Source organism: Halorussus gelatinilyticus, assembly GCF_023238445.1.
GTDB lineage: Archaea > Halobacteriota > Halobacteria > Halobacteriales > Haladaptataceae > Halorussus > Halorussus gelatinilyticus.
On sequence record NZ_CP096658.1, the window covers coordinates 1,302,873 to 1,322,515 of the forward strand.

12 protein-coding genes, 2 tRNA genes and 3 rRNA genes are annotated in these 19,643 nt (G+C 64.0%); 10 read left to right on the forward strand and 7 right to left on the reverse strand.

Going from position 1 to position 19,643, the window contains the following annotated elements; translation table 11 throughout:
- Positions 1–35: 35 nt before the first annotated feature.
- From M0R88_RS06805 to pheT, 4 genes are all read left to right on the forward strand, one after another.
- A complete protein-coding gene (locus tag M0R88_RS06805) occupies positions 36–1,133 on the forward strand; it encodes an ATPase domain-containing protein (RefSeq protein ID WP_248656192.1) in 1,098 nt (365 codons plus the stop codon).
- 120 nt (positions 1,134–1,253) lie between these two features.
- Positions 1,254–2,438, forward strand: a complete 1,185-nt coding sequence (locus M0R88_RS06810; RefSeq protein WP_248656193.1) for an aspartate kinase — start codon at positions 1,254–1,256, stop codon at positions 2,436–2,438.
- A gap of 294 nt (positions 2,439–2,732) precedes the next feature.
- Complete coding sequence (gene pheS, locus M0R88_RS06815) at positions 2,733–4,241, forward strand: phenylalanine--tRNA ligase subunit alpha (protein ID WP_248656194.1); 1,509 nt, start codon at positions 2,733–2,735, stop codon at positions 4,239–4,241.
- Entirely contained in the window at positions 4,241–5,968 is a 1,728-nt protein-coding gene (gene pheT, locus M0R88_RS06820) for a phenylalanine--tRNA ligase subunit beta (RefSeq protein ID WP_248656195.1), read from the forward strand. Before pheS ends, pheT begins: the two co-directional genes overlap by 1 nt.
- A gap of 31 nt (positions 5,969–5,999) precedes the next feature.
- Here pheT and M0R88_RS06825 read toward each other — a convergent pair whose 3' ends face one another.
- Positions 6,000–7,055 (reverse strand): quinone-dependent dihydroorotate dehydrogenase, encoded by a 1,056-nt coding sequence (locus M0R88_RS06825; protein WP_248656196.1) that lies wholly within the window; start codon positions 7,053–7,055, stop codon positions 6,000–6,002.
- 45 nt (positions 7,056–7,100) lie between these two features.
- Positions 7,101–7,298 carry a hypothetical protein gene (locus M0R88_RS06830; RefSeq protein WP_115798291.1) on the reverse strand — a complete coding sequence of 66 codons (198 nt, stop codon included), beginning with the start codon at positions 7,296–7,298 and terminating at the stop codon, positions 7,101–7,103.
- Positions 7,299–7,540: 242 nt separating this feature from the next.
- Here M0R88_RS06830 and M0R88_RS06835 point away from each other — a divergent pair, with 242 nt between their 5' ends.
- The 6 genes from M0R88_RS06835 (at position 7,541) to M0R88_RS06860 (ending at position 14,136) form a co-directional block, all read left to right on the forward strand.
- Entirely contained in the window at positions 7,541–7,849 is a 309-nt protein-coding gene (locus tag M0R88_RS06835) for a non-histone chromosomal MC1 family protein (protein ID WP_135853832.1), read from the forward strand.
- A gap of 920 nt (positions 7,850–8,769) precedes the next feature.
- Positions 8,770–10,240, forward strand: a 16S ribosomal RNA gene (locus tag M0R88_RS06840).
- 158 nt (positions 10,241–10,398) lie between these two features.
- Positions 10,399–10,470, forward strand: a tRNA-Ala gene (locus M0R88_RS06845).
- 235 nt (positions 10,471–10,705) lie between these two features.
- Positions 10,706–13,620, forward strand: a 23S ribosomal RNA gene (locus M0R88_RS06850).
- A gap of 143 nt (positions 13,621–13,763) precedes the next feature.
- Positions 13,764–13,885: ribosomal RNA gene (gene rrf / locus M0R88_RS06855) — 5S ribosomal RNA — on the forward strand.
- Together the 16S, 23S and 5S rRNA genes with 2 tRNA genes alongside form the textbook arrangement of a ribosomal RNA operon.
- 175 nt (positions 13,886–14,060) lie before the next feature.
- Positions 14,061–14,136, forward strand: a tRNA-Cys gene (locus tag M0R88_RS06860).
- A gap of 173 nt (positions 14,137–14,309) precedes the next feature.
- Here the strand turns inward: M0R88_RS06860 and M0R88_RS06865 are convergent.
- The 5 genes from M0R88_RS06865 to M0R88_RS06885 all read right to left on the reverse strand — a co-directional run bounded on the left by M0R88_RS06865 (position 14,310) and on the right by M0R88_RS06885 (position 19,599).
- Positions 14,310–15,020, reverse strand: coding sequence for a 5-formyltetrahydrofolate cyclo-ligase (locus tag M0R88_RS06865; protein WP_248656197.1), 711 nt, complete (start codon positions 15,018–15,020; stop codon positions 14,310–14,312).
- Positions 15,021–15,054: 34 nt separating this feature from the next.
- Complete coding sequence (locus M0R88_RS06870; RefSeq protein ID WP_248656198.1) at positions 15,055–15,912, reverse strand: ABC transporter permease; 858 nt, start codon at positions 15,910–15,912, stop codon at positions 15,055–15,057.
- Positions 15,909–16,925 carry an ABC transporter ATP-binding protein gene (locus M0R88_RS06875; protein ID WP_248656199.1) on the reverse strand — a complete coding sequence of 339 codons (1,017 nt, stop codon included), beginning with the start codon at positions 16,923–16,925 and terminating at the stop codon, positions 15,909–15,911. Before M0R88_RS06875 ends, M0R88_RS06870 begins: the two co-directional genes overlap by 4 nt.
- Before the next feature lie 108 nt (positions 16,926–17,033).
- A complete protein-coding gene (locus M0R88_RS06880; RefSeq protein ID WP_248656200.1) occupies positions 17,034–18,014 on the reverse strand; it encodes a Gfo/Idh/MocA family protein in 981 nt (326 codons plus the stop codon).
- A 31-nt stretch (positions 18,015–18,045) separates the two neighbouring features.
- A complete protein-coding gene (locus M0R88_RS06885) occupies positions 18,046–19,599 on the reverse strand; it encodes a molybdopterin-dependent oxidoreductase (protein ID WP_248656201.1) in 1,554 nt (517 codons plus the stop codon).
- Positions 19,600–19,643 lie beyond the last annotated feature (44 nt).

Genomic DNA, 19,643 nt, shown 5'->3' on the forward strand with positions numbered 1-19,643 from the left:
CAGGTCTTTTTCGCTCGCGCCACCTATTCGTGGGTATGGATACCACGGACGACGCCGAACTCTGCGACTTCTGTCGGCTCCCGTGCCCGACCGACCCGGTTTCGACGGAGTGCGACTCGACCGTCTACGAGTTCTGCACCGAGGCGTGCCGGGACGCGATGGCCGAGAGCGACCGCGTGTTCACGGAGTACCACGGTTTCCGGCGAATCCGGACCGACGTGTCGGGCCTGGACAAGTTCCTCCCGCAGGGGTTCCCCCGGAACTCGTTCGTCCTGATGGCCAACGACGAGGGCGCGCGCGACGACGCGCTCCGGGCCGAACTCGTCTGGCGGGCCTTGGAGCGCGACGAACCCGCCGCCATCGTCACGTTCACCGAACCGCCCATCTCCGTGGTCGAGAGCTTCCTCTCGCTCGACTGGAACGTCCTGCCGTACCTCGAATCGGGCCAACTCCACATCGTGGACTGTTTCACCTATCGGATGGACGACCGGGACCGCGAGCGCATGTTCGAGCGCATGGACGAGTGGAACCGCCACATCTACGACATCACCAAGTCGGTGACCCAGACCGTCCGCGACCCGACCGACGTGAGCGAACTCCACAACAAGATAGACAACTGCCTCGAAGGCCTGTCGATGAGCGACTGCGGCGTCGTCGCTATCGACTCGCTGACCGAATTCGGCACGCTCGTCCAACCCGTGCAGGCGTACAACTTCGTCAAGGACCTCCGGGCCGACATCTGCAAGGGCCGGTTCGTTCCCATCTTCGCGGGCGCGACGTTCACCGTCGAGGAGGGCGAGTTCCCCCACGACCTCGGCTACGCCGTTGACGGCATCGTGGACATGCAGGTCAACGCCAACATCGTCGAGGACACGCTCATCAAGCGCATCCGCATCCGGAAGATGAACGGCGTGCTGGCGATTCCCGAGTGGGTCGCCTACGAGTTCACCGCCGGGAAGGGACTGGTCACGTTCGACCCGCTGGCCGAGATGCGCGAGACCTACGAGGGCGGCGAGCGCGACGACGGCGACCCGCGAGGAGAAGACGACGCGTCGGGAGCGGACGACCCGCGAGCGAGAGACCCCGGAAGCGGGAAGATGGGACTGGGCGAACGCGCCGAGACCAACCAGTGAGGCGACAGCTACGCCAGTGGCAAGCTTCTCAGACATGAAAGCAGTTATCTGGGTGCCAGAGTTAGCTTCCTCCATGCACCAGTCTCGCACTCGGGGGGCTTCTGATTCGCGGGTGATAGTATGCGAGTAGTGGCCAAGTTCGGCGGCACGAGCCTCGGCAGCGGCGACCGAATCAACCGCGCGGCCGACTCGGTCGCCGACGCCGTGGCGCAGGGCCACGAAATCGCGGTGGTCGCCAGCGCGATGGGCAACACCACCGACGAACTGCTGGACGAAATCGAGTTCGAGACCGACGAGGCCGACCGCGCCGAGATCGTCAGCATGGGCGAGCGGACCAGCGTCCGGATGCTGAAGGCCGCGCTCGCGGCCCGCGGCGTCGAGGCCGTCTTCGTGGAACCCGGCAGCGAGCGCTGGCCCGTCTTCACCGACGGGAACGGCGAACTCGACGCCGAGAAGACGAAGGAAGCCGCCGGCAAACTCGCCGCGGAACTGGACGACGTGGTGCCGGTCGTCACGGGCTTCCTCGCCGAGGGCCCGGACGGCGGCGTCACCACGCTCGGACGCGGCGGGTCCGACACGACCGCCGTGATGCTCGGCAACTACATGAGCGCCGACGAGGTGGTCATCGTGACCGACGTCGAGGGCGTCATGACCGGCGACCCTCACGTCGTGGAGGGCGCGCGGAACGTCGGCGAAATCTCGGTGGACGAACTCCGGAACCTCTCGTTCCGCGGGGCCGAGGTCGTCGCGCCCAGCGCGCTCTCGTACAAAGACGAGGGGCTGAACGTCCGCGTCGTCCACTACCAGCACGGCGACCTGCTGGCCGGCGGCACCGACATCATCGGCGAGTTCGAGAGCCTCATCGACATGCGCGAGGAACCGCTGGCCTGCCTGACGGTCGCGGGCCGAGCCATCCGGAACCGGCCGGGCATCCTCCAGGACCTCTCGACCGCCCTCGGCGACAGCGACATCAACGTGGACGCGGTGGCCAGCGGGATGGACTCGGTGACGTTCTACGTGGACGAGACGGTCGCCGAGCGCGCCGAGAACATCCTCCACCGCGAGGTCATCGACGAGGAGTCGCTGTCGAGCGTCACGGTGGACGACGACGTGGCCGTCGTCCGGGTGATGGGCGGCGAACTCCCGAATCAACCCGGCGTCATCCGGAACCTCGTCAACCCCGTCGCGGACGCCCACATCAACATCCACGACCTGATCACGAGCGCGACCAGCGTCGCCGTCTTCGTGGACTGGTCGGACCGCGAGGAGACGCTGGACATCATCCAGGACGAGTTCAGTAACTGACGGTCCACCCGAAACTCGGGGGTCGCCCCGGAACGTTTTTCACCGATTGCGAACAATTCCCGAGCATGCCTGCCGAATCCCGACTCGGCGGAAGCGCTCGCCAGCCACGCCACCAGCGCGCGGGGTTCGGCTTCTTCTTCGCGGCCTGACCGAGCGGCGGACTTCCGGCCGGGCGACGAGCCCGGCGGGAACGAAACCGCTCGCGCGCGGTCGTCGGCCAGCGACGCGGCCGCGCTTCAGAAACGATAAGCGGGCGCACGGACACGTACCGACAACGAGCGACCCAGAGACACGATGAAACTACCCGAATCACAGGTCGCGGTGTTACGAGCCGCGAGCGCGAACGACGCACGGAGTATCGACCGACTGGCCGACGAGACCGGACTCAAACCCGAGACCGTGACCGGCGCGGTCTTCGAGTTGGAGGACGAGGGTCTCGTGACCGTCGAGGAATCGACCGACGAGACCGTGACGCTCACCGACGAAGCCCGCGAGTACCTCGCGGACGGCCTCCCCGAGGTCCGACTCTACGAGGCCGCGCTGGACGCCGGGGCCGACGACGACCCCGCCCAGATGGGTCGAGTCATCGGCCAGTCCGGATTAGAGGGTCCGCAGGTGGACATCGCGCTGTCGAACTACGCCCGGAAGGGGTACGGCACCATCGAGAGCGGCGAGATTACCGCCGACCCCGACGCCGACCCCGAAAGCGACGCCGAGGCCAGCGCCCTCGCCGCGCTCGACGCCGGCGACTCGGTGGCCGGCGCAGACGTGCTGGACCAGTTACAGAGCCGCGGTCTCGCGGAACTCTCCGAGTCCACGGTGCGCTCGGTGACGCTGACCGACGAGGGCGTGACCGCGATGATGGAGGGCGTCGAGACGGCCGAGACGGTCGGCCAGTTGACCCCCGAGATGCTGACCTCCGGCGAGTGGCGCGACGTGGAGTTCGCCGAGTACAACGTCGAGGCCGACGCCGAGCGCATCGACGGCGGGAAGACCCACATCCTGCGCCAGACCGCCAACCGCGTGAAGGACACGCTGGTCGGAATGGGCTTCGAGGAGATGGAAGGCCCGCACGCCGACGCGGAGTTCTGGATCAACGACTGCCTGTTCATGCCCCAGGACCACCCCGCGCGCACTCACTGGGACCAGTTCGCGCTGGAGAACCCCCGCGAAATCGGCAAGTTGCCCGACGACTTGGTTGCGCGCGTCGAGGACGCCCACCGGAACGGCGTCGGCGAGGACGGCGACGGCTACCACTCGCCGTGGACCGAGGAGGTCGCGCGGGGCATCGACCTGCGCGGGCACACGACGTCGCTGTCGATGCGATACCTCTCGGGCCACGAAGTCGGCGAGCTGGAGCCGCCACAGCGGTTCTTCAGCGTCGAGAAGGTGTACCGGAACGACACGCTCGACCCGACCCACCTGCTGGAGTTCTACCAGATAGAGGGCTGGGTGATGGCCGAGGACCTGTCGGTCCGGGACCTGATGGGGACCTTCGAGGAGTTCTACGCGCAGTTCGGCATCACGGACATCGAGTTCAAGCCCCACTACAATCCCTACACCGAGCCGAGCTTCGAGCTGTTCGGGACCCATCCCACGACAGGCGAGATGGTCGAAATCGGGAACTCGGGCATGTTCCGCGAGGAGGTGCTGGAGCCGCTCGGCGTCGAGTGCGACGTGATGGCGTGGGGCCTCGCGCTGGAACGCCTGCTGATGCTGATGTACGGTTTCGAGGACATCCGCGACGTCCACGGGACGCTGTGTGACCTCGACCTGCTCCGCGAGACGGAGGTGCTACACTGATGCCAGTCGTAGACGTGAATCCCGACGAACTCCGGGACTTGACCGGCCACGACGAGAAATCGGACGACGAACTCATCGACGACATGTTCGCCCTCGGACTCGAATTCGAGGGTCGGACCGAGGAGGGCGACCTCCAACTCGAGTTCGCGCCCGACCGACTCGACCGCCTCTCGGTCGAGGGCGTCGCGCGCTCGCTCCGCTACCAGTACGGCGACGACCGGGGGGTCTACGTCCCCGGCACCAACGACGCCGACTGGACCATCGAGGTCGAGGAGTCGGTGCCCGACGAACGGCCCTACGTCACCGGCGCGGTGATTCGGGACGTGGACCTGGACGAGGACGCGCTCGATTCGCTCATCCAGTTGCAGGAGAAACTCCACGCGACGATGGGCCGCAAGCGCGCGAAGGGCGCTATCGGCATCCACGACCTGACGATGCTGAAGGGACAGGCCGCGACCGCGGAGGGCCAGACCGAGGCGGGCAACTCCATCGTCTACCGGGGTATCGAGCCCGACGGCGACCGGTTCGTCCCGCTCGACTCGGACGCCGAGATGACGCCCGACGAAGTGCTGCGCTCGCATCCGACCGGCGAGACGTACGCCGACCTCGTGGCGGAGTACGACCGGTACCCCGCCATCTACGACGACATCGGGCTGTTCTCGTTCCCGCCGGTCATCAACGGCCGCCGGACCGAGGTCTCGACCGACTCGCGGGACCTGTTCGTGGAACTGACGGGCACCGACCAGTGGACCATCGACCACATGTGCAACGTCATCTGCTACGCGCTCGACGCCCGCGGCGCGAAGGTCGAAGAGGTCCGAGTCAGTTACCCGGACCGCGAATTGGTGCGCCCCGACTTCGAGGTCCGCGAGAAGACCGTGACCCACGAGCGCATCGAGAGCATGCTCGGCATCGACCTCAGCGCCGAGACCGTCGTGGACCTGCTGGAGCGGTCGGGCCTCGACGCCGCGACCGAGGAGGTCGGCGACGACGAACTGGCCTACGAGGTCGAGATTCCGCCCTACCGCGTGGACGTGCTTCACCCCCTCGACGTGGTTGACGACGTGGGCCGGGCCTACGGCTTCAACGACCTCGAACCGCGCTACCCCGACGTGGGGACGGTCGGCGGCCGCCACGACCGGTCGAAACTCGAAGACGCCGCCCGCGAGGCGCTGGTCGGACTCGGCTTCGAGGACCTGCTCAACTTCCACATGATCAGCGAGGAGGAGAACTTCGACCGGATGCAGGTGTCGCCGGACGACGACGTGCTGGGTGCGGCCGACCCCGCGACCATCCTCGAACCCTACAGCGAGGACTACACCATGCTCCGGACGTGGGCGCTCCCCTCGATGCTGATGGTACTGGAGAACAACACTCACCGGGGGTATCCGCAGGACCTCGCCGAAATCGGCCTCGCGGCCCGCGTGGACGAGCGCGAGAACACCGGCGTCGCCGAGCGCCGAACGGTCGCCGGAGTCCTCGCGCGCCACGACGCCTCCTACGAGGACGCCAAGGCTCGGCTACAGGCCATCGCCCGCAACTTCGACAAGGACCTCGAAACCCCGGCGACCGACCACCCGACGTTCATCGACGGTCGCGCGGCCGCGATCGTGCTGGACGGGGAGACGGTCGGGGTCGTCGGCGAGATTCACCCCGCGGTGCTGGTCGAACACGACCTCGAACTGCCGGTCGCGGCGTTCGAGCTCCGACTCGACGCGCTAGAATAGCCCCCGTCGCTCCGATTTTCGTCTCGACCGTTTACTCCAAGTCCGCGCCCACGGCGTCTTCCACCGAGTCGAAGCCGTCGCGTTCCAGCAGTTCGAGCAGGCCCTCGTTGATGTCGCGGGCGATGGAGGGGCCGCGGTAGACCAGCCCGGTGTAGAGTTGCACCACGCGTGCGCCCGCGCGTATCTTTCCGTAGGCGTCCTCGGCGGTGAAGACGCCGCCGACCCCGACGACCGGCACGTCCACGCGCTCGGCGACGAACCGAACCATCTCGGTGGCCTGCGACTCGATGGGTTTGCCCGACAGCCCGCCTTCCTCGGCACGGTTGTGACTCCGGAGCGTGTCGGGTCGGTCGGTCGTCGTGTTCGTGGCGATGACGCCGTCGAGACCGAGTTCGTTCACGAGGTCGAGCGCGTCCTCGACTGCGGGGTCCGGGAGGTCCGGCGAGAGTTTGACGAGTAGCGGACTCGCGCCCGCGTCGAGCAGTTCGGTGAGGATGGCTTCCATCGAGTCGCGGTTCTGGAGGTCGCGGAACCCCTCGGAGTTGGGACAGGAGACGTTGACGACGAAGAAGTCGCCGCCCTCCGCGACGCGCTCGTAGGTGGAGCGGTAGTCCGCGGGGGCGTCGTCGATGGCGACGTGTTCGGTCTTGGCGAGATTGACGCCGACGGGAACGTCCACGTCGGTGGCCGCGAGGCGTTCACCGACCGCGTCCGCGCCCTCGTTGTTCAGCCCCATGCGGTTGACGATACCTTCGTCCTCGCGCAGGCGGAACATCCGCGGACGGGCGTTGCCCGACTGGGGGTCGGCGGTGACGCCACCGACTTCGACGGCCCCGAATCCGAGGCTCGCCAGTGTCGCGGGAACCTCGGCGTTCTTGTCGAACCCGGCCGCGACGCCCACGGGGTTCGGGAACGTCCGGTCGAACGCTTCGACTCGCAGTCGGTCATCGTTGACGGCGTATCGCGCTCGGAGCGCGTCGATGACAGGCGTCCCCTGCACGGCGTTCATCCCCGCGTGGACCACACCGTGGGCCGTCTCCGGGGGGAGACCGAACAGAAGCGGTTTCACCAACTGGTAGGCGTTCATCGTACGTCTACCCAGACTCCGGTGGCAAAAGTCTCTCGTTCCAACTTAGAATTCGTGCTCGACCTCGTCTTTGTCGGCCTTCTGGATGATGATTTTGTCTTCCCTGACGCGCACGAACACCTCGTCGCCGATGTCCATGCCGGCGACGGCGAGTTCGTCCTCGTGCAGGTTGATGTGGACGTTGTGGTACTCGCCGTCCTCGCCTTTCGCGCCACTCGGGCTGAGCTTCTTTTTCCGTACCATCGCGGTATCGTACGCCTACGTTCGCCCCAGATTATACTTAAGTGTTTTCTACCGACCGACCCCGTTTCCTCACACGCTGGGACGTCATCAACTAACTTACACTCTGGGATTCGATGCGCGTCAACGCACGAGAAAGCGCCCGACGGCGCTAACGTGATATATAAGCCTTACGATGGGAACGGCTCATATCGGCGATATATTTATAGTGGGTCCTGTGCTGGGTTGTCATGGAGGAGAAAACCATGGTACGTGAAGACGGTAAACGGAATTTCGCGCTTCGAGAAACCGGCGGTGACGAGAGTAGTGTCTTCTCAGGAAACACTCCGCGACAGGCGGCCCTGAAGGCCGCCCGTCGTCTCGACCCAGCGTCGTCCGAAGACGCGGCCGACCGGACAGAGATTCGACTCCGAGAGAAAGGCACCGACAAAGTCCACATCTACGAAGGATGGGCGTGGCACGAGTCGGCCCCCGACGACAAACCCGACTGGATGCCGAACGAGATCACCGAGGCCAACGTCTCGAAACAGGGTATCGAGCACCTCGATGAGTAGCGCGGTCGGGAACAATTTTCCACCCGTTTTCTGGCTTTTCGACCAGTTACTTCTCTTTCGCACACGCGCGCTATGTACAAATTCCCCACGAACAGATTCCTCTCGTCGCTGTTTCTACACCCGCATGTACGAGTACCACTCGAGGAACGACGCACACGACGCATAGGACGACCAGCTCGTTCTCCTCCCGCACGACACCTCGTTCAGTAAGCCGAGGTTTCTCGCCAGCCGTAACGGAGTCAAATCGCCCGACGTGAGTGGCACGTCATCGCACATCGAAGCCGTCCCGGTTCGACGGTCTTAAGTGTAACCCGGCCATTCGTTTGAATGCGAACGAGGTCCGGTGGTTTGGGCCTCCGGGAAACGGCGAAAACCGACGCCTTTTTAAGGTGTCTATGTCGCTTCTCGAAATCGAATCCAATCCGCAGCCCTTTAGTGTACTGGGGGACTTGGATTGAGTGGACGCGGCGTCCTGCGATTACGGGCGTCCGCTACACACTCAATCCGACGCCCTTAAGTGTAACAGGGTACTCGGATTGGATGTGACGAGCCTTCGGGGGTCTTCCCACCGAAGGACGCACGCGCGGTTCGATGCCCTTATCCGATACGGGTACCTCGAACCCAATGCGACGAAAGACTCGATGCGATTTGCGAAGCGTTCAACTCGTTTCGCAGTCTCGGACTCGACGAGCTTCGATGGGTTTAAGACCAATCGAAACCAACGTTCGGGTCCGAAGGAAATGAGGATTCCACCCCTGCGGTCCGCCGTACACGATGGAATCTGATGTTAGCCCTGGCAGTTCGGTGACACCCGACCAACGATACGGTTTGGGGTCGTCGAACTGACGGACCATTAGAAGATAGACACGATACATGTGTCTCCGCCAGAAACCCACCGAGCCATTACGCGCTCGGCAACCATTCCGGTTGATCCTGCCGGAGGCCATTGCTATCGGAGTCCGATTTAGCCATGCTAGTCGCACGGGTTTAGACCCGTGGCAGATAGCTCAGTAACACGTGGCCAAACTGCCCTATGGATCGAGATAACCTCGGGAAACTGAGGCTAATCTCGAACAAGGTTTCCACTCTGGAGTGAGGGAAACTGGAAACGTTCCGGCGCCATAGGATGTGGCTGCGGCCGATTAGGTAGACGGTGGGGTAACGGCCCACCGTGCCGATAATCGGTACGGGTTGTGAGAGCAAGAGCCCGGAGACGGAATCTGAGACAAGATTCCGGGCCCTACGGGGCGCAGCAGGCGCGAAAACTTTACACTGCACGACAGTGCGATAAGGGGACTCCGAGTGCGAGGGCATATAGTCCTCGCTTTTGTACACCGTAAGGTGGTGTACGAATAAGGACTGGGCAAGACCGGTGCCAGCCGCCGCGGTAATACCGGCAGTCCGAGTGATGGCCGCTATTATTGGGCCTAAAGCGTCCGTAGCCAGCCAGACAGGTCCGTCGGGAAATCCACTCGCTCAACGAGTGGGCGTCCGGCGGAAACCAGCTGGCTTGGGGCCGGAAGATCCGAGGGGTACGTCCGGGGTAGGAGTGAAATCCCGTAATCCTGGACGGACCACCGGTGGCGAAAGCGCCTCGGAAAGACGGACCCGACGGTGAGGGACGAAAGCTAGGGTCACGAACCGGATTAGATACCCGGGTAGTCCTAGCTGTAAACGATGCTCGCTAAGTATGGCACACACTACGAGTGTGTGCTGTGCTGTAGTGAAGACGAGAAGCGAGCCGCCTGGGAAGTACGTCCGCAAGGATGAAACTTAAAGGAATTGGCGGGGGAGCACTACAACCGGAGGAGCCTGCGGTTTAATTGGACTCAACGCCGGACATCTCACCAGCTCCGACTGCAGTAACGACGGTCAGTATGATGAGCTTACCCGAGCTGCAGAGAGGAGGTGCATGGCCGCCGTCAGCTCGTACCGTGAGGCATCCTGTTAAGTCAGGCAACGAGCGAGACCCGCATCTCTAATTGCCAGCAATACCCTCGAGGTAGTTGGGTACATTAGGGAGACCGCCACGGCTAACGTGGAGGAAGGAACGGGCAACGGTAGGTCAGCATGCCCCGAATGAGCTGGGCTACACGCGGGCTACAATGGCCGAGACAACGGGTACCAACCCCGAAAGAGGACGGCAATCTCTCAAACTCGGTCGTAGTTCGGATTGAGGGCTGAAATTCGCCCTCATGAAGCTGGATTCGGTAGTAATCGCGCTTCAGAAGAGCGCGGTGAATACGTCCCTGCTCCTTGCACACACCGCCCGTCAAAGCACCCGAGTGAGGTCCGGATGAGGCCATCCACGATGGTCGAATCTGGGCTTCGCAAGGGGGCTTAAGTCGTAACAAGGTAGCCGTAGGGGAATCTGCGGCTGGATCACCTCCTAACGCACGGGACCCACCCGCCGCGGTGGGCCCACACCCGTCTATCCACACCCGGATAGACACATACGCGAGGGTTCCTCGACGACCTCGACCATTTCGATGGTCGGGCACCTTTGAACTGCCAGGGCTGACGTTCATCCCCTCCTCAGACGAGGAGGTGGGCCCATAGCTCAGTGGTAGAGTGCCTCCTTTGCAAGGAGGATGCCCTGGGTTCAAATCCCAGTGGGTCCATGTCGTGGTGCGAATCGAACCGTGTCCCTTAAGTGGGAGACGGAACAACGATTCAATCCACACTAACCGATGCACTACACCGTGAAAGCGCGTGTAGGAAGGGTTCGACGCACGCTCCTATACCACCTATAGGACGTGACGATGACGACCGTATGTACGTGCAATCCAGGCGTCCACTGGATCCGATTGCGATGCAGTCAACTCCGGGTCACAGTGCGACCAACAACGATTACCAACAGCGTGGCTACTGTGCCAGCTGGTGGATGGCTCGGCTCGAGCGCCGACGACGGACGTGCCAAGCTGCGATAAGCCCGAGGAAGCCGCACGGAGGCGAAGAACTCGGGATCTCCGAATGGGAATCCCCACAGCAATTGCCTTGCGCAATAGGGAACGTCGAGAATTGAAACATCTTAGTATCGACAGGAAAAGAAATCGCAAGAGATGTCGTAAGTAACTGCGAGTGAAACCGACACAGTCCAAACCGAAGCCCTCACGGGCAATGTGGTGTCCGGACTGACACTCAGCACCCGACCACTCAAATGAAGTCTTCTGGAACGGAGCGCGATACAGGGTGAAAGCCCCGTAATTTGAGTCACTACGGTGTGCGTCAGCTCCAGAGTAACAGGGATTGGAAATTCCTTGTGAATATCGCGGGCATCGACCGCGAAGACTAAACACGACTCGAGACCGATAGCGAACAAGTAGCGTGAGCGAACACTGAAAAGCACCCCACAACGGGAGGTGCAATAGAGCCTGAAATCAGTTGGCGATCGAGCGATGAGGCTCGAAAGGCCCTGCAACAAACGACACGAGTGCAAACTCGCAGTAGGACTTGCAGGGAGCCGGTGTCTCATCGTACGTTTTGAAAAACGAACCAAGGAGTGTGTCTGATTGACGAGTCTAACCGGTTCATCCGGGAAGGCATAGGGAAACCAACATGGCCGCAGCACTATGTGCGAGGGCCGCCGTCTTCAAGGGCGGGGAGTCAACCGGACACGACCCGAAACCAGATGATCTACGCGTGGGCAAGGTGAAGCGTGCCGAAAGGCACGTGGAGGCCTGTTAGGGATGGTGTCCTACAATACCCTCCCGTGACCTACGTGTAGGGGTGAAAGGCCCATCGAATCTGGCAACAGCTGGTTCCAACCGAAACATGTCGAAGCATGACCTCTGCCGAGGTAGTTCGTGAGGTAGAGCGACCGATTAGGGGAACCAACTCCGAGAGGAGTTGGTCCCCTTGTCAAACTCCAAACTTACGAACGCCGTCGACGCAGGGAATCCGGTGTGCGGGGTAAGCCTGTGCACCAGGAGGGGAACAACCCAGAGTCGGGTTAAGGTCCCAAAGTGTAGACTAAGTGCAATCTGAAGGTGGTCTCAAGCCCTAGACAGCCGGGAGGTGAGCTTAGAAGCAGCTACCCTCTAAGAAAAGCGTAACAGCTTACCGGCCGAGGTTTGAGGCGCCCAAAATGATCGGGGCTCAAGTCTACCACCGAGACCTGACCACACCACTAACATGGTGACTGAGTAGGTTGGCATTCTGTTTGGATGGAAGCTCGGGCGAGAGCTCGCGTGGACCGAACAGGAACGAAAATCTTGGTCATAGTAGCAGCGTTAGTCGGGTTAGAACCCCGACGGCCTTACGAGCAAGGGTTCCTCGGCAATGCTGATCAGCCGAGGGTTAGCCGGTCCTAAGTCTCACCGCAACTCGAATGAGACAACAGGGAAACAGGTTAATACTCCTGTGCCATTATGCAGTGAAACCAACGCCTTGGGAACCGTCAAGCCGGGCTTTCGCCCGGTCGAATCCGGGAACTTCGTGGAAGCCGTAACGGCACGAAGCGAACGAAGCCGGAAACAGCGAAAGTTGCTACCTAGGGCCCGTGAAAAGGGAGCATAGCGTCCGTACCGAGATCCGACACAGGTGCTCTGGCGGCGAAAGCCAAGGCCTGTCGGGAGCAACCGACGTTAGGGAATTCGGCAAGTTAGTCCCGTAAGTTCGCGATAAGGGATGCCTGCTCCGGATAGGAGCAGGTCGCAGTGACTCGGACGCTCCGACTGTCTAGTAACAACATAGGTGACCGCAAATCCGCAAGGACTCGTACGGTCACTGAATCCTGCCCAGTGCAGGTATCTGAACACCCGGTACAACGGGGCGAAGGACCTGTTAACGGCGGGGGTAACTATGACCCTCTTAAGGTAGCGTAGTACCTTGCCGCTTCAGTAGCGGCTTGCATGAATGGATCAACGAGAGCGTCACTGTCCCAACGTTGGGCCCGGTGAACTGTACGTTCCAGTGCGGAGTCTGGAGACCCCCAAGGGGAAGCGAAGACCCTATAGAGCTTTACTGCAGGCTGTCGCTGGGACACGGTCGCTGATGTGCAGCATAGGTAGGAGCCATTACACAGGTACCCGCGCTAGCGGGCCACCGAGGCAGCATTGAAATACTACCCGTCAGTGACTGTGACCCTCACTCCGGGAGGAAGACACCGGTAGCCGGGCAGTTTGACTGGGGCGGTACACGCTCGAAAAGATATCGAGCGTGCCCCAAGATTTCCTCATCCGCGTCAGAAACGCGGAACAGAGCGCAAGAGCAAAAGGAAGTCTGACAGTGTCCTCCACAACGAGGGACGCTGACGCGAAAGCGTGGTCTAGCGAACCTATCAGCCTGCTTGATGCGGGCGATAGATGACAGAAAAGCTACCTTAGGGATAACAGAGTCGTCACTCGCAAGAGCACATATCGACCGAGTGGCTTGCTACCTCGATGTCGGTTCCCTCCATCCTGCCCGTGCAGAAGCGGGCAAGGGTGAGGTTGTTCGCCTATTAAAGGAGGTCGTGAGCTGGGTTTAGACCGTCGTGAGACAGGTCGGCTGCTATCTATTGGGGGTGTTACGGTATCTGACGGGAACAATCGTATAGTACGAGAGGAACTACGATTGGATGCCACTGGTGTACCGGTCGTCCGAAAGGGCGCGTGCCGGGCAGCCACGCATCACGGGGTAAGAGCTGAACGCATCTAAGCTCGAAACCCACCTGGAAAAGAGATACCACCGAGACCACTCGTAGAAGACGAGTTCAATAGGCTCGGGATGTACGCGCCGAGGCAACGAGGCGTTCAGTCCGCGAGTACTAACAGGTCGAGCCACACACTCATCACATTGCCGCACTGCACCCGAAAGTGATTGCATCACAATCGGGTCCAGGCGTAAACTGGATTGCACACACTACATACGGTCAATCGTCGAACCACCGACACTGGCGTAGTAATCGCGGTTCGATTCCGCGAGTCGGCGTTAAGGCGGCCACAGCGGCGGGGCGACACCCGTACCCATCCCGAACACGGAAGTTAAGCCCGCCTGCGTTGTGGGGAGTACTGGAGTGCGCGAGCCTCTGGGAAATCCACTTCGCCGCCTCCCACTCATACACAAACCCCCGACTGCAGCATGATGCTGCGGCCGGGGGTTTCCTCATTTCGAACGCACACTCTACGATTCCCGGCAAGCCACGGCACCCGGCGACACGCCCGGCTCCCAGCCACTATCGCTGCGGACCGCTATATTTAAGCGCGCCGAGCGAATATCAGAAGATAGCGCCAAGGTGGCAGAGTCCGGCCGAACGCAGCGGCCTGCAGAGCCGCCCATCGCCGGTTCAAATCCGGCCCTTGGCTTCCATCGTTCTACGCCTCGGGTGCCCTCGCGCGGCTTCGCCGCGCTTCGGCACCTCTCGGCGGTAATCCGTATCGAAGAGACGAACAGTCACTCAGCGAGGCCGCTCCGCGGCCTCGCTTCGTTCGCGTTCTGAACGCCGTAACCGCCTACTGCACAGCGTCAGCGCCGCCCATTAGTCGCGTCGTTCGTCGAGCACGGGAATTTCCGCGATTCGTTCCGCGGAAAGGTCGTCCCGGAACACGCCGCTCGGCCGCTCGAACTCGGTGTCGGTCCGAAACGTCTCCGTCGGCGTCACCACGAGGTCCATCGGTACGTCGTGGGCTTCGACCGTCACCTCGTCCGCGACGACCTGCGAGTCGTGGACCGTGGTCGCGATCGGCGTCTCCGCCCCGACCAGGTCCAACTCCCGCAGGACCGCGTATTCGAGGTCGCTGTACCCTTCGCCCTTCCCGACCCGCGCGCCCGCCGCGGTGACCGCGACGCTCCCCGACACCACGAGATCGATGGCGGCCACCTCCTCGGGCGCGACCTGCTGTGCGTAGGACTCGACGTGCGAGATGGTCGGGGCGCTGTCGTACTCGTCGGGTGGAATCGCCGCGGGATCGAGTTCGTAGAACGGCTTCTCGTCGCGGAGTCGCGGCACGGCCATGTAGACGGTCTTGCCCTCCCGGAGCGCGCGCCGCCGGACGGGAAGTTGCGGCGCGTCGGGGTTGGCCTTGATTGCGTCTGCGGCTTCCCACTCGTCGGTTTCGGCGAGTCGGTCGGCGGCGTCGTCGCCCCCGGCGAAGTTCGGGATGCGGTCGTGGGGCGGAAAGGGGAACCGAGCGATGCCCTCGGCTTCGAGGTGGTCCCAGATTCGCTCGCGCAGGTCCTGTTTGTCCATACCGGAAGGCGGACCCCGGCGAACGAAAAACCACCTACTGTACTTCCGAACTCGACGCCCGATTCAGCATGTACACGGCGAACGCGCCCAGAACCAAATCGAGACCGACCAGCACGCCCACGTTCGGAAGAATAGTCTGCCAGACCCACCCGTCGATGACCAACGTACGGGCGGCGTTCACGCCGTAGGTCACGGGGTTGAAGTCGCTAATTATCTGAATCCAGTCGGGCAGGAGTTCGACCGGGAGGAACGCCGAGGAGACGAACAACAGCGGGAACTGGAGGATGTTCGCGCCGATGATGGTCGATTCCTGGTCGCGGGTCACCAGCGCGACGACGTTCGAGAACGCGGTGAACCACCCGGCGAACACGATGCCGACGACGACGATGGCGAGCGCGCCGCCGATGCCGGTAACGACGTTCGCGCCGAGCAGGACCCCGAGTCCGAGGATGATGAGAATTTGGACCGTGATGCGGAGCATCTCCGCCAAGGTCTTCCCGAGGAACACCGCGGCGCGGTTCATCGGACTCACCAGCACTTTCTCGAACATCCCCTCCTCGATGTCGTTGACCAGTCCGATGCCAGACGTCGCCGCCGCGACCAGCGACACCTGTATCACGATGGCCGGGAGCAGGAAGCTCTCGTAGGTGATGGTCGCCCCGCCGCGACTGATGGCTCCGGTGGCGACCCGCCCGAAGACCTGCGTGAAGAGGACGAGGAAGACCACCGGCTGAATCAGCGAGGCAGTCAGCACGAAGGGGTTGCGAACCGCCTTCAGGTTCCAACGCTTGAAGTTGACCCACACGTCGGTCCCGAACCCGCGTTCGCCGCCGCCGGTCTCGCCCGGCGCGATGGTCGGTCCCGCGGTCCCCTCGTCGGTCTCGGTACTCATCGCACCACCTCCGCGTCAACCGCGGCGTCGTCGGCCGACTCCGCTAACTCCTCGCCCGTGATGGCGAGGAATACGTCGTCGAGCGTCGGCGCGCGCACGTTGAACCCGGTGACGGTCAGCCCCTCGTCGCGGAGCGCCACGAGTAGGTCGGTGCCGTAGGTCCGGGCGTTGCGCGCGGTGACGGTCAGCCCCTCCTCGGTGACTTCGACGCTGGCCTCGTCGAAGACGCCCGACGACCGAGCGACGGCGGCCGCGCGTTCGCGCGCGGCCTCGCCGCCGTCGATTTCGATGTCGAGGAGTTCGCCGCCGACCTGTCGCTTCAACTCGGCGGGCGACCCCGTGGCGACGATTTCGCCGTCGAGGATGACCGCGATGCGGTCGCAGAGCTGGTCGGCTTCCTCCAGATACTGCGTCGTGAGGAAGATGGTCGTGCCCTGCTCGTTGATGCGCCGGAAGTACTCCCAGAGCCGATTTCTGGCCTTGGGGTCGAGTCCGGTGGTCGGTTCGTCCAGAAACACCAGCGGTGGCCGGTGGACCAGCGCGGTCGCGGCGTCGAGCCGTTTCTTCATCCCGCCCGAGAAGTCGTCGGCGCGCTTGTCGGCCACGTCCGCGAGGTCGGCGAGTTCGAGCAGTTCCTCGATGCGCTCGGCGCGCTCGCTCCGGGGGACACCGTAGGCCTCGCACGCGAACCGGACGTTCTCGCGGGCGGTGAGTTCCGTGTCCACGCTGGTCTCTTGGGCCATGTACCCGATGGACTCGCGTACCGACTGGGCCTGCTCGCGCACGTCGAACCCGTTGACCCGAACCTCGCCGCCGGTCGGTTTCAACAGGGTCGCCAGCATCTTGATGGTGGTCGTCTTGCCCGCGCCGTTCGGCCCGAGGAAGCCGAAGAACTCGCCCTCGGGAACCGTGAGGTCCACGCTCCGTACGGCCTCGGTTCCGTCGCTGTACGTCAGCGAGACGTCGCTCGCGGCTATCGCGTCCCTCGACTCGGTGGCTGTCTCCGTGTCCATAGTTCTCCTCGGTGTCGAGAGTCGGTCGGCCGACTCCGCGCACCACTCGTCATCCCATAGGAACGCGAGGAAAATATACGTGGGCGTCGAAGAGTCCGTCCTCGCAAATCAGGGCCGTTCGACCGCGACCGACTCGCCGCGCTCGGCGCTCTCGTACAGTGCGTCGATGGTGGCCGTGTTCCGGACCGCTTCGTCGGCGTCGGTCCGGGGTTGTTCGCCCGATTCGACGCACGCCGCGAAGCGTTCGACCTCCAGTCGGTACTGGTCGGTCGGGTCGAACGTCTCGACCGCGCGGCGACCGTCCACCTCGTACTCGAGTTCGACGCCCTCGTCGCCGCGCGGGACGAACGCCTCGCGCGCTTCGAGCCAGCCGCCTTCGGTCTCGACGCGGTACCACTGCGCGTCGTCGGTCTCGAACCCGCAGGAGATTTCGGCGGTCGCGCCGCCGTCGTACTCCAGCACGCCCGCCAGCTTCGTGTCCACGCCGTGGTCGCCCGCGTCGTGGGTCGTCGCGTACGCGCGGTCGGGCTCTCCGAGGAAGAGGCGGGCCGAGCTGACCGCGTAACAGCCCACGTCCATCAGGCTCCCGCCCGCGAGGTCCGGGTCGAGGCGGACGTTCTCGGGGTCGTCCATGGGGAACTGGAAGCCGGCTTTCACCGACCGGACCTCGCCCAACTCCTCGCGGACGAGTTCGGCGGCGCGCTCGGTTCTGGGGTGATAGCGGTACATGAACGCCTCCATCAGGGTGACGCCCCGGTCCGCGCAGTAGTCGCCGACTTCGCGGGCCTCCTCGGCATCGACCGCGAGCGGTTTCTCGCAGAGGACGTGCAGGCCGGCGTCGGCGGCTCGCTTCGTCCACTCGGCGTGGAGCGCGTTCGGAAGCGGGTTGTACACCGCGTCCAACTCGTCGTCCGCGAGCAGTTCCTCGTAGGAGCCGTAGGCCCGCGGAATTCCGAACTCGTCGGCGAACGCGTCCGCCGACGCCGCGTCGCGCGACGCGACCGCGAGGAGGTCGTGGTCGGTGTTCCGAATCGCGGGGACGACCGCCGCGCGTCCGATGTTGGCCGTGCTGAGGACGCCGAAGTTCATGCTCGACACGTCGTCCGCCCGCCGGAAAAAATCACACCTCGACCGTCCGCGAGACCCACCCCGTCGCCCCGCTCGGGAAGGGTTGGGCGAACTCCTCGGGTTGCAGGTTCCCCTCGCCGTCCGTCGCGCGGACGACCACCTCGTGGTCGCCCGGCTCGGCGTCCCACGCGTAGCGCCACTGTCGCCACACGTCCTCGCCCGCCAGCGGTTTCGAGAGGTCCGCGTCCGCCCACGTCTCGCCCCCGTCGGTCGAGACCTCCACTTTCCGGATTCCTCGCGTGCCCGCGTAGGCGTGGCCCGCCACTTCGATTCGCTCGGCCGTTGGCGATTCCGCCGACTCGTCGGCGGAATCGCCGGGCGTATCGTCGCTTGCGTCGTCCGGTCGGTTCACGGCGTGGAGTTTGGCGACGGTGTTGACCGGCCCGGTGCCGTGCCAGCCGCGCTTCTCCCAGTAGCCCTGATGTTCCTCGTCCAACACCTCGATTTCGGAGACCCACTTGACGTTTATCTCGCCCCAGTGGCCCGGTACGAGGAGCCTCACGGGGTAGCCGTGCCCGCGGGGGAGTCGCCGCCCGTTCATCCCGACGGCGAGGAACGACTCTTCGAGCGCACCGAGCGGGAACTCCTGATAGTAGCCGTCCACGGCCCGAACCAGCACGCAGCAGGCCCCGGAGCCGCGTGGAGTCGCCTCGTCGAGCAGGTCGCGCACGGGCACGCCGGTCCAGACCGCGGTGTCCATCTTCCGCCCGTTGAGCGCCTCGCCGACGCACCGCAGCGTGACGAACCGGTTTTCGACGGTCGTCGCGGTCAACTCCTCGAAATCGAGCGTCAGGCTCGTTTCGACTTCGCCCGTCACCGAGAGGTCCCACTTGCCGTCGCTCGGGTTCGGGTTCACGTTGTTCACGTCCACCTCGTAGAACTCGTCGGTCGGCGTCACGAGTCCCGACAGCCCCGAGACGCCGAGCGACCGCTCGGTTGCGCGAGCGAGCATGTCGTCGGCCTCGCGCTGAACCGCCTCGCTCGTCACGTCCGCGACGGGGCCGGGTTCGACGCCCGTGATGTCCGCGCCGCGGTACGCCGAGAACCCCGCGAACCCGGCGACCGCGCCGAGCGCGGCGAGCACCTTCCGTCGGGAGGTCGAGACGCGCGAACGGCGACCGTCGCGGCCGACCGCCCACCCGCGTTCGCCGACCGCGAGGACCGCGGCCACCGGTCCCGCGACGGCGAGCGACGCCTTCGGTGCGCCGGTCGCCGCGATGGTGAGAAGCCAACTCGCCACGCCGCCGGCCGCGACCGACGTGTAGGGGACTTCCGAGCGACCGCCGACTCGGACCGCGCCGAACGCGACGCCGGCGAGGATGCCCGCGGTGAGCGCCAGCGCGACGCCCAACGCGAGGCGGTGGCCCCAGTCGCCGAGACCGCGAATCGCGGCCGTCGTCACGACGCCGGGCGTGAAGTCCACGACGAGCGCGGCCACCGGCGCGACGACGAACTCGGGCGTCCGCCCCGCGACGGCGAACGACCCTGCGACTCCACAGACGCCGGCGCTCGCGGCCGTCGCGGTCTCCGCGTGCGAAACGTTCACGTCCGCAGTTATCGGCGGACGGACATAGCAGTTGGGTCGCAGAC

What these genes read in the sequence shown, in the direction of transcription:
- M0R88_RS06870 (WP_248656198.1), bottom strand. Translation starts at nt 15,912, where the DNA reads ATGAGTACCGAGACCGACGAGGGGACCGCGGGACCGACCATCGCGCCG.
- M0R88_RS06805 (WP_248656192.1), top strand. Translation starts at nt 36, where the DNA reads ATGGATACCACGGACGACGCCGAACTCTGCGACTTCTGTCGGCTCCCG.
- M0R88_RS06810 (WP_248656193.1), top strand. Translation starts at nt 1,254, where the DNA reads ATGCGAGTAGTGGCCAAGTTCGGCGGCACGAGCCTCGGCAGCGGCGAC.
- M0R88_RS06825 (WP_248656196.1), bottom strand. Translation starts at nt 7,055, where the DNA reads ATGAACGCCTACCAGTTGGTGAAACCGCTTCTGTTCGGTCTCCCCCCG.
- M0R88_RS06875 (WP_248656199.1), bottom strand. Translation starts at nt 16,925, where the DNA reads ATGGACACGGAGACAGCCACCGAGTCGAGGGACGCGATAGCCGCGAGC.
- M0R88_RS06880 (WP_248656200.1), bottom strand. Translation starts at nt 18,014, where the DNA reads ATGAACTTCGGCGTCCTCAGCACGGCCAACATCGGACGCGCGGCGGTC.
- M0R88_RS06865 (WP_248656197.1), bottom strand. Translation starts at nt 15,020, where the DNA reads ATGGACAAACAGGACCTGCGCGAGCGAATCTGGGACCACCTCGAAGCC.
- M0R88_RS06830 (WP_115798291.1), bottom strand. Translation starts at nt 7,298, where the DNA reads ATGGTACGGAAAAAGAAGCTCAGCCCGAGTGGCGCGAAAGGCGAGGAC.
- pheT (WP_248656195.1), top strand. Translation starts at nt 4,241, where the DNA reads ATGCCAGTCGTAGACGTGAATCCCGACGAACTCCGGGACTTGACCGGC.
- pheS (WP_248656194.1), top strand. Translation starts at nt 2,733, where the DNA reads ATGAAACTACCCGAATCACAGGTCGCGGTGTTACGAGCCGCGAGCGCG.
- M0R88_RS06835 (WP_135853832.1), top strand. Translation starts at nt 7,541, where the DNA reads ATGGTACGTGAAGACGGTAAACGGAATTTCGCGCTTCGAGAAACCGGC.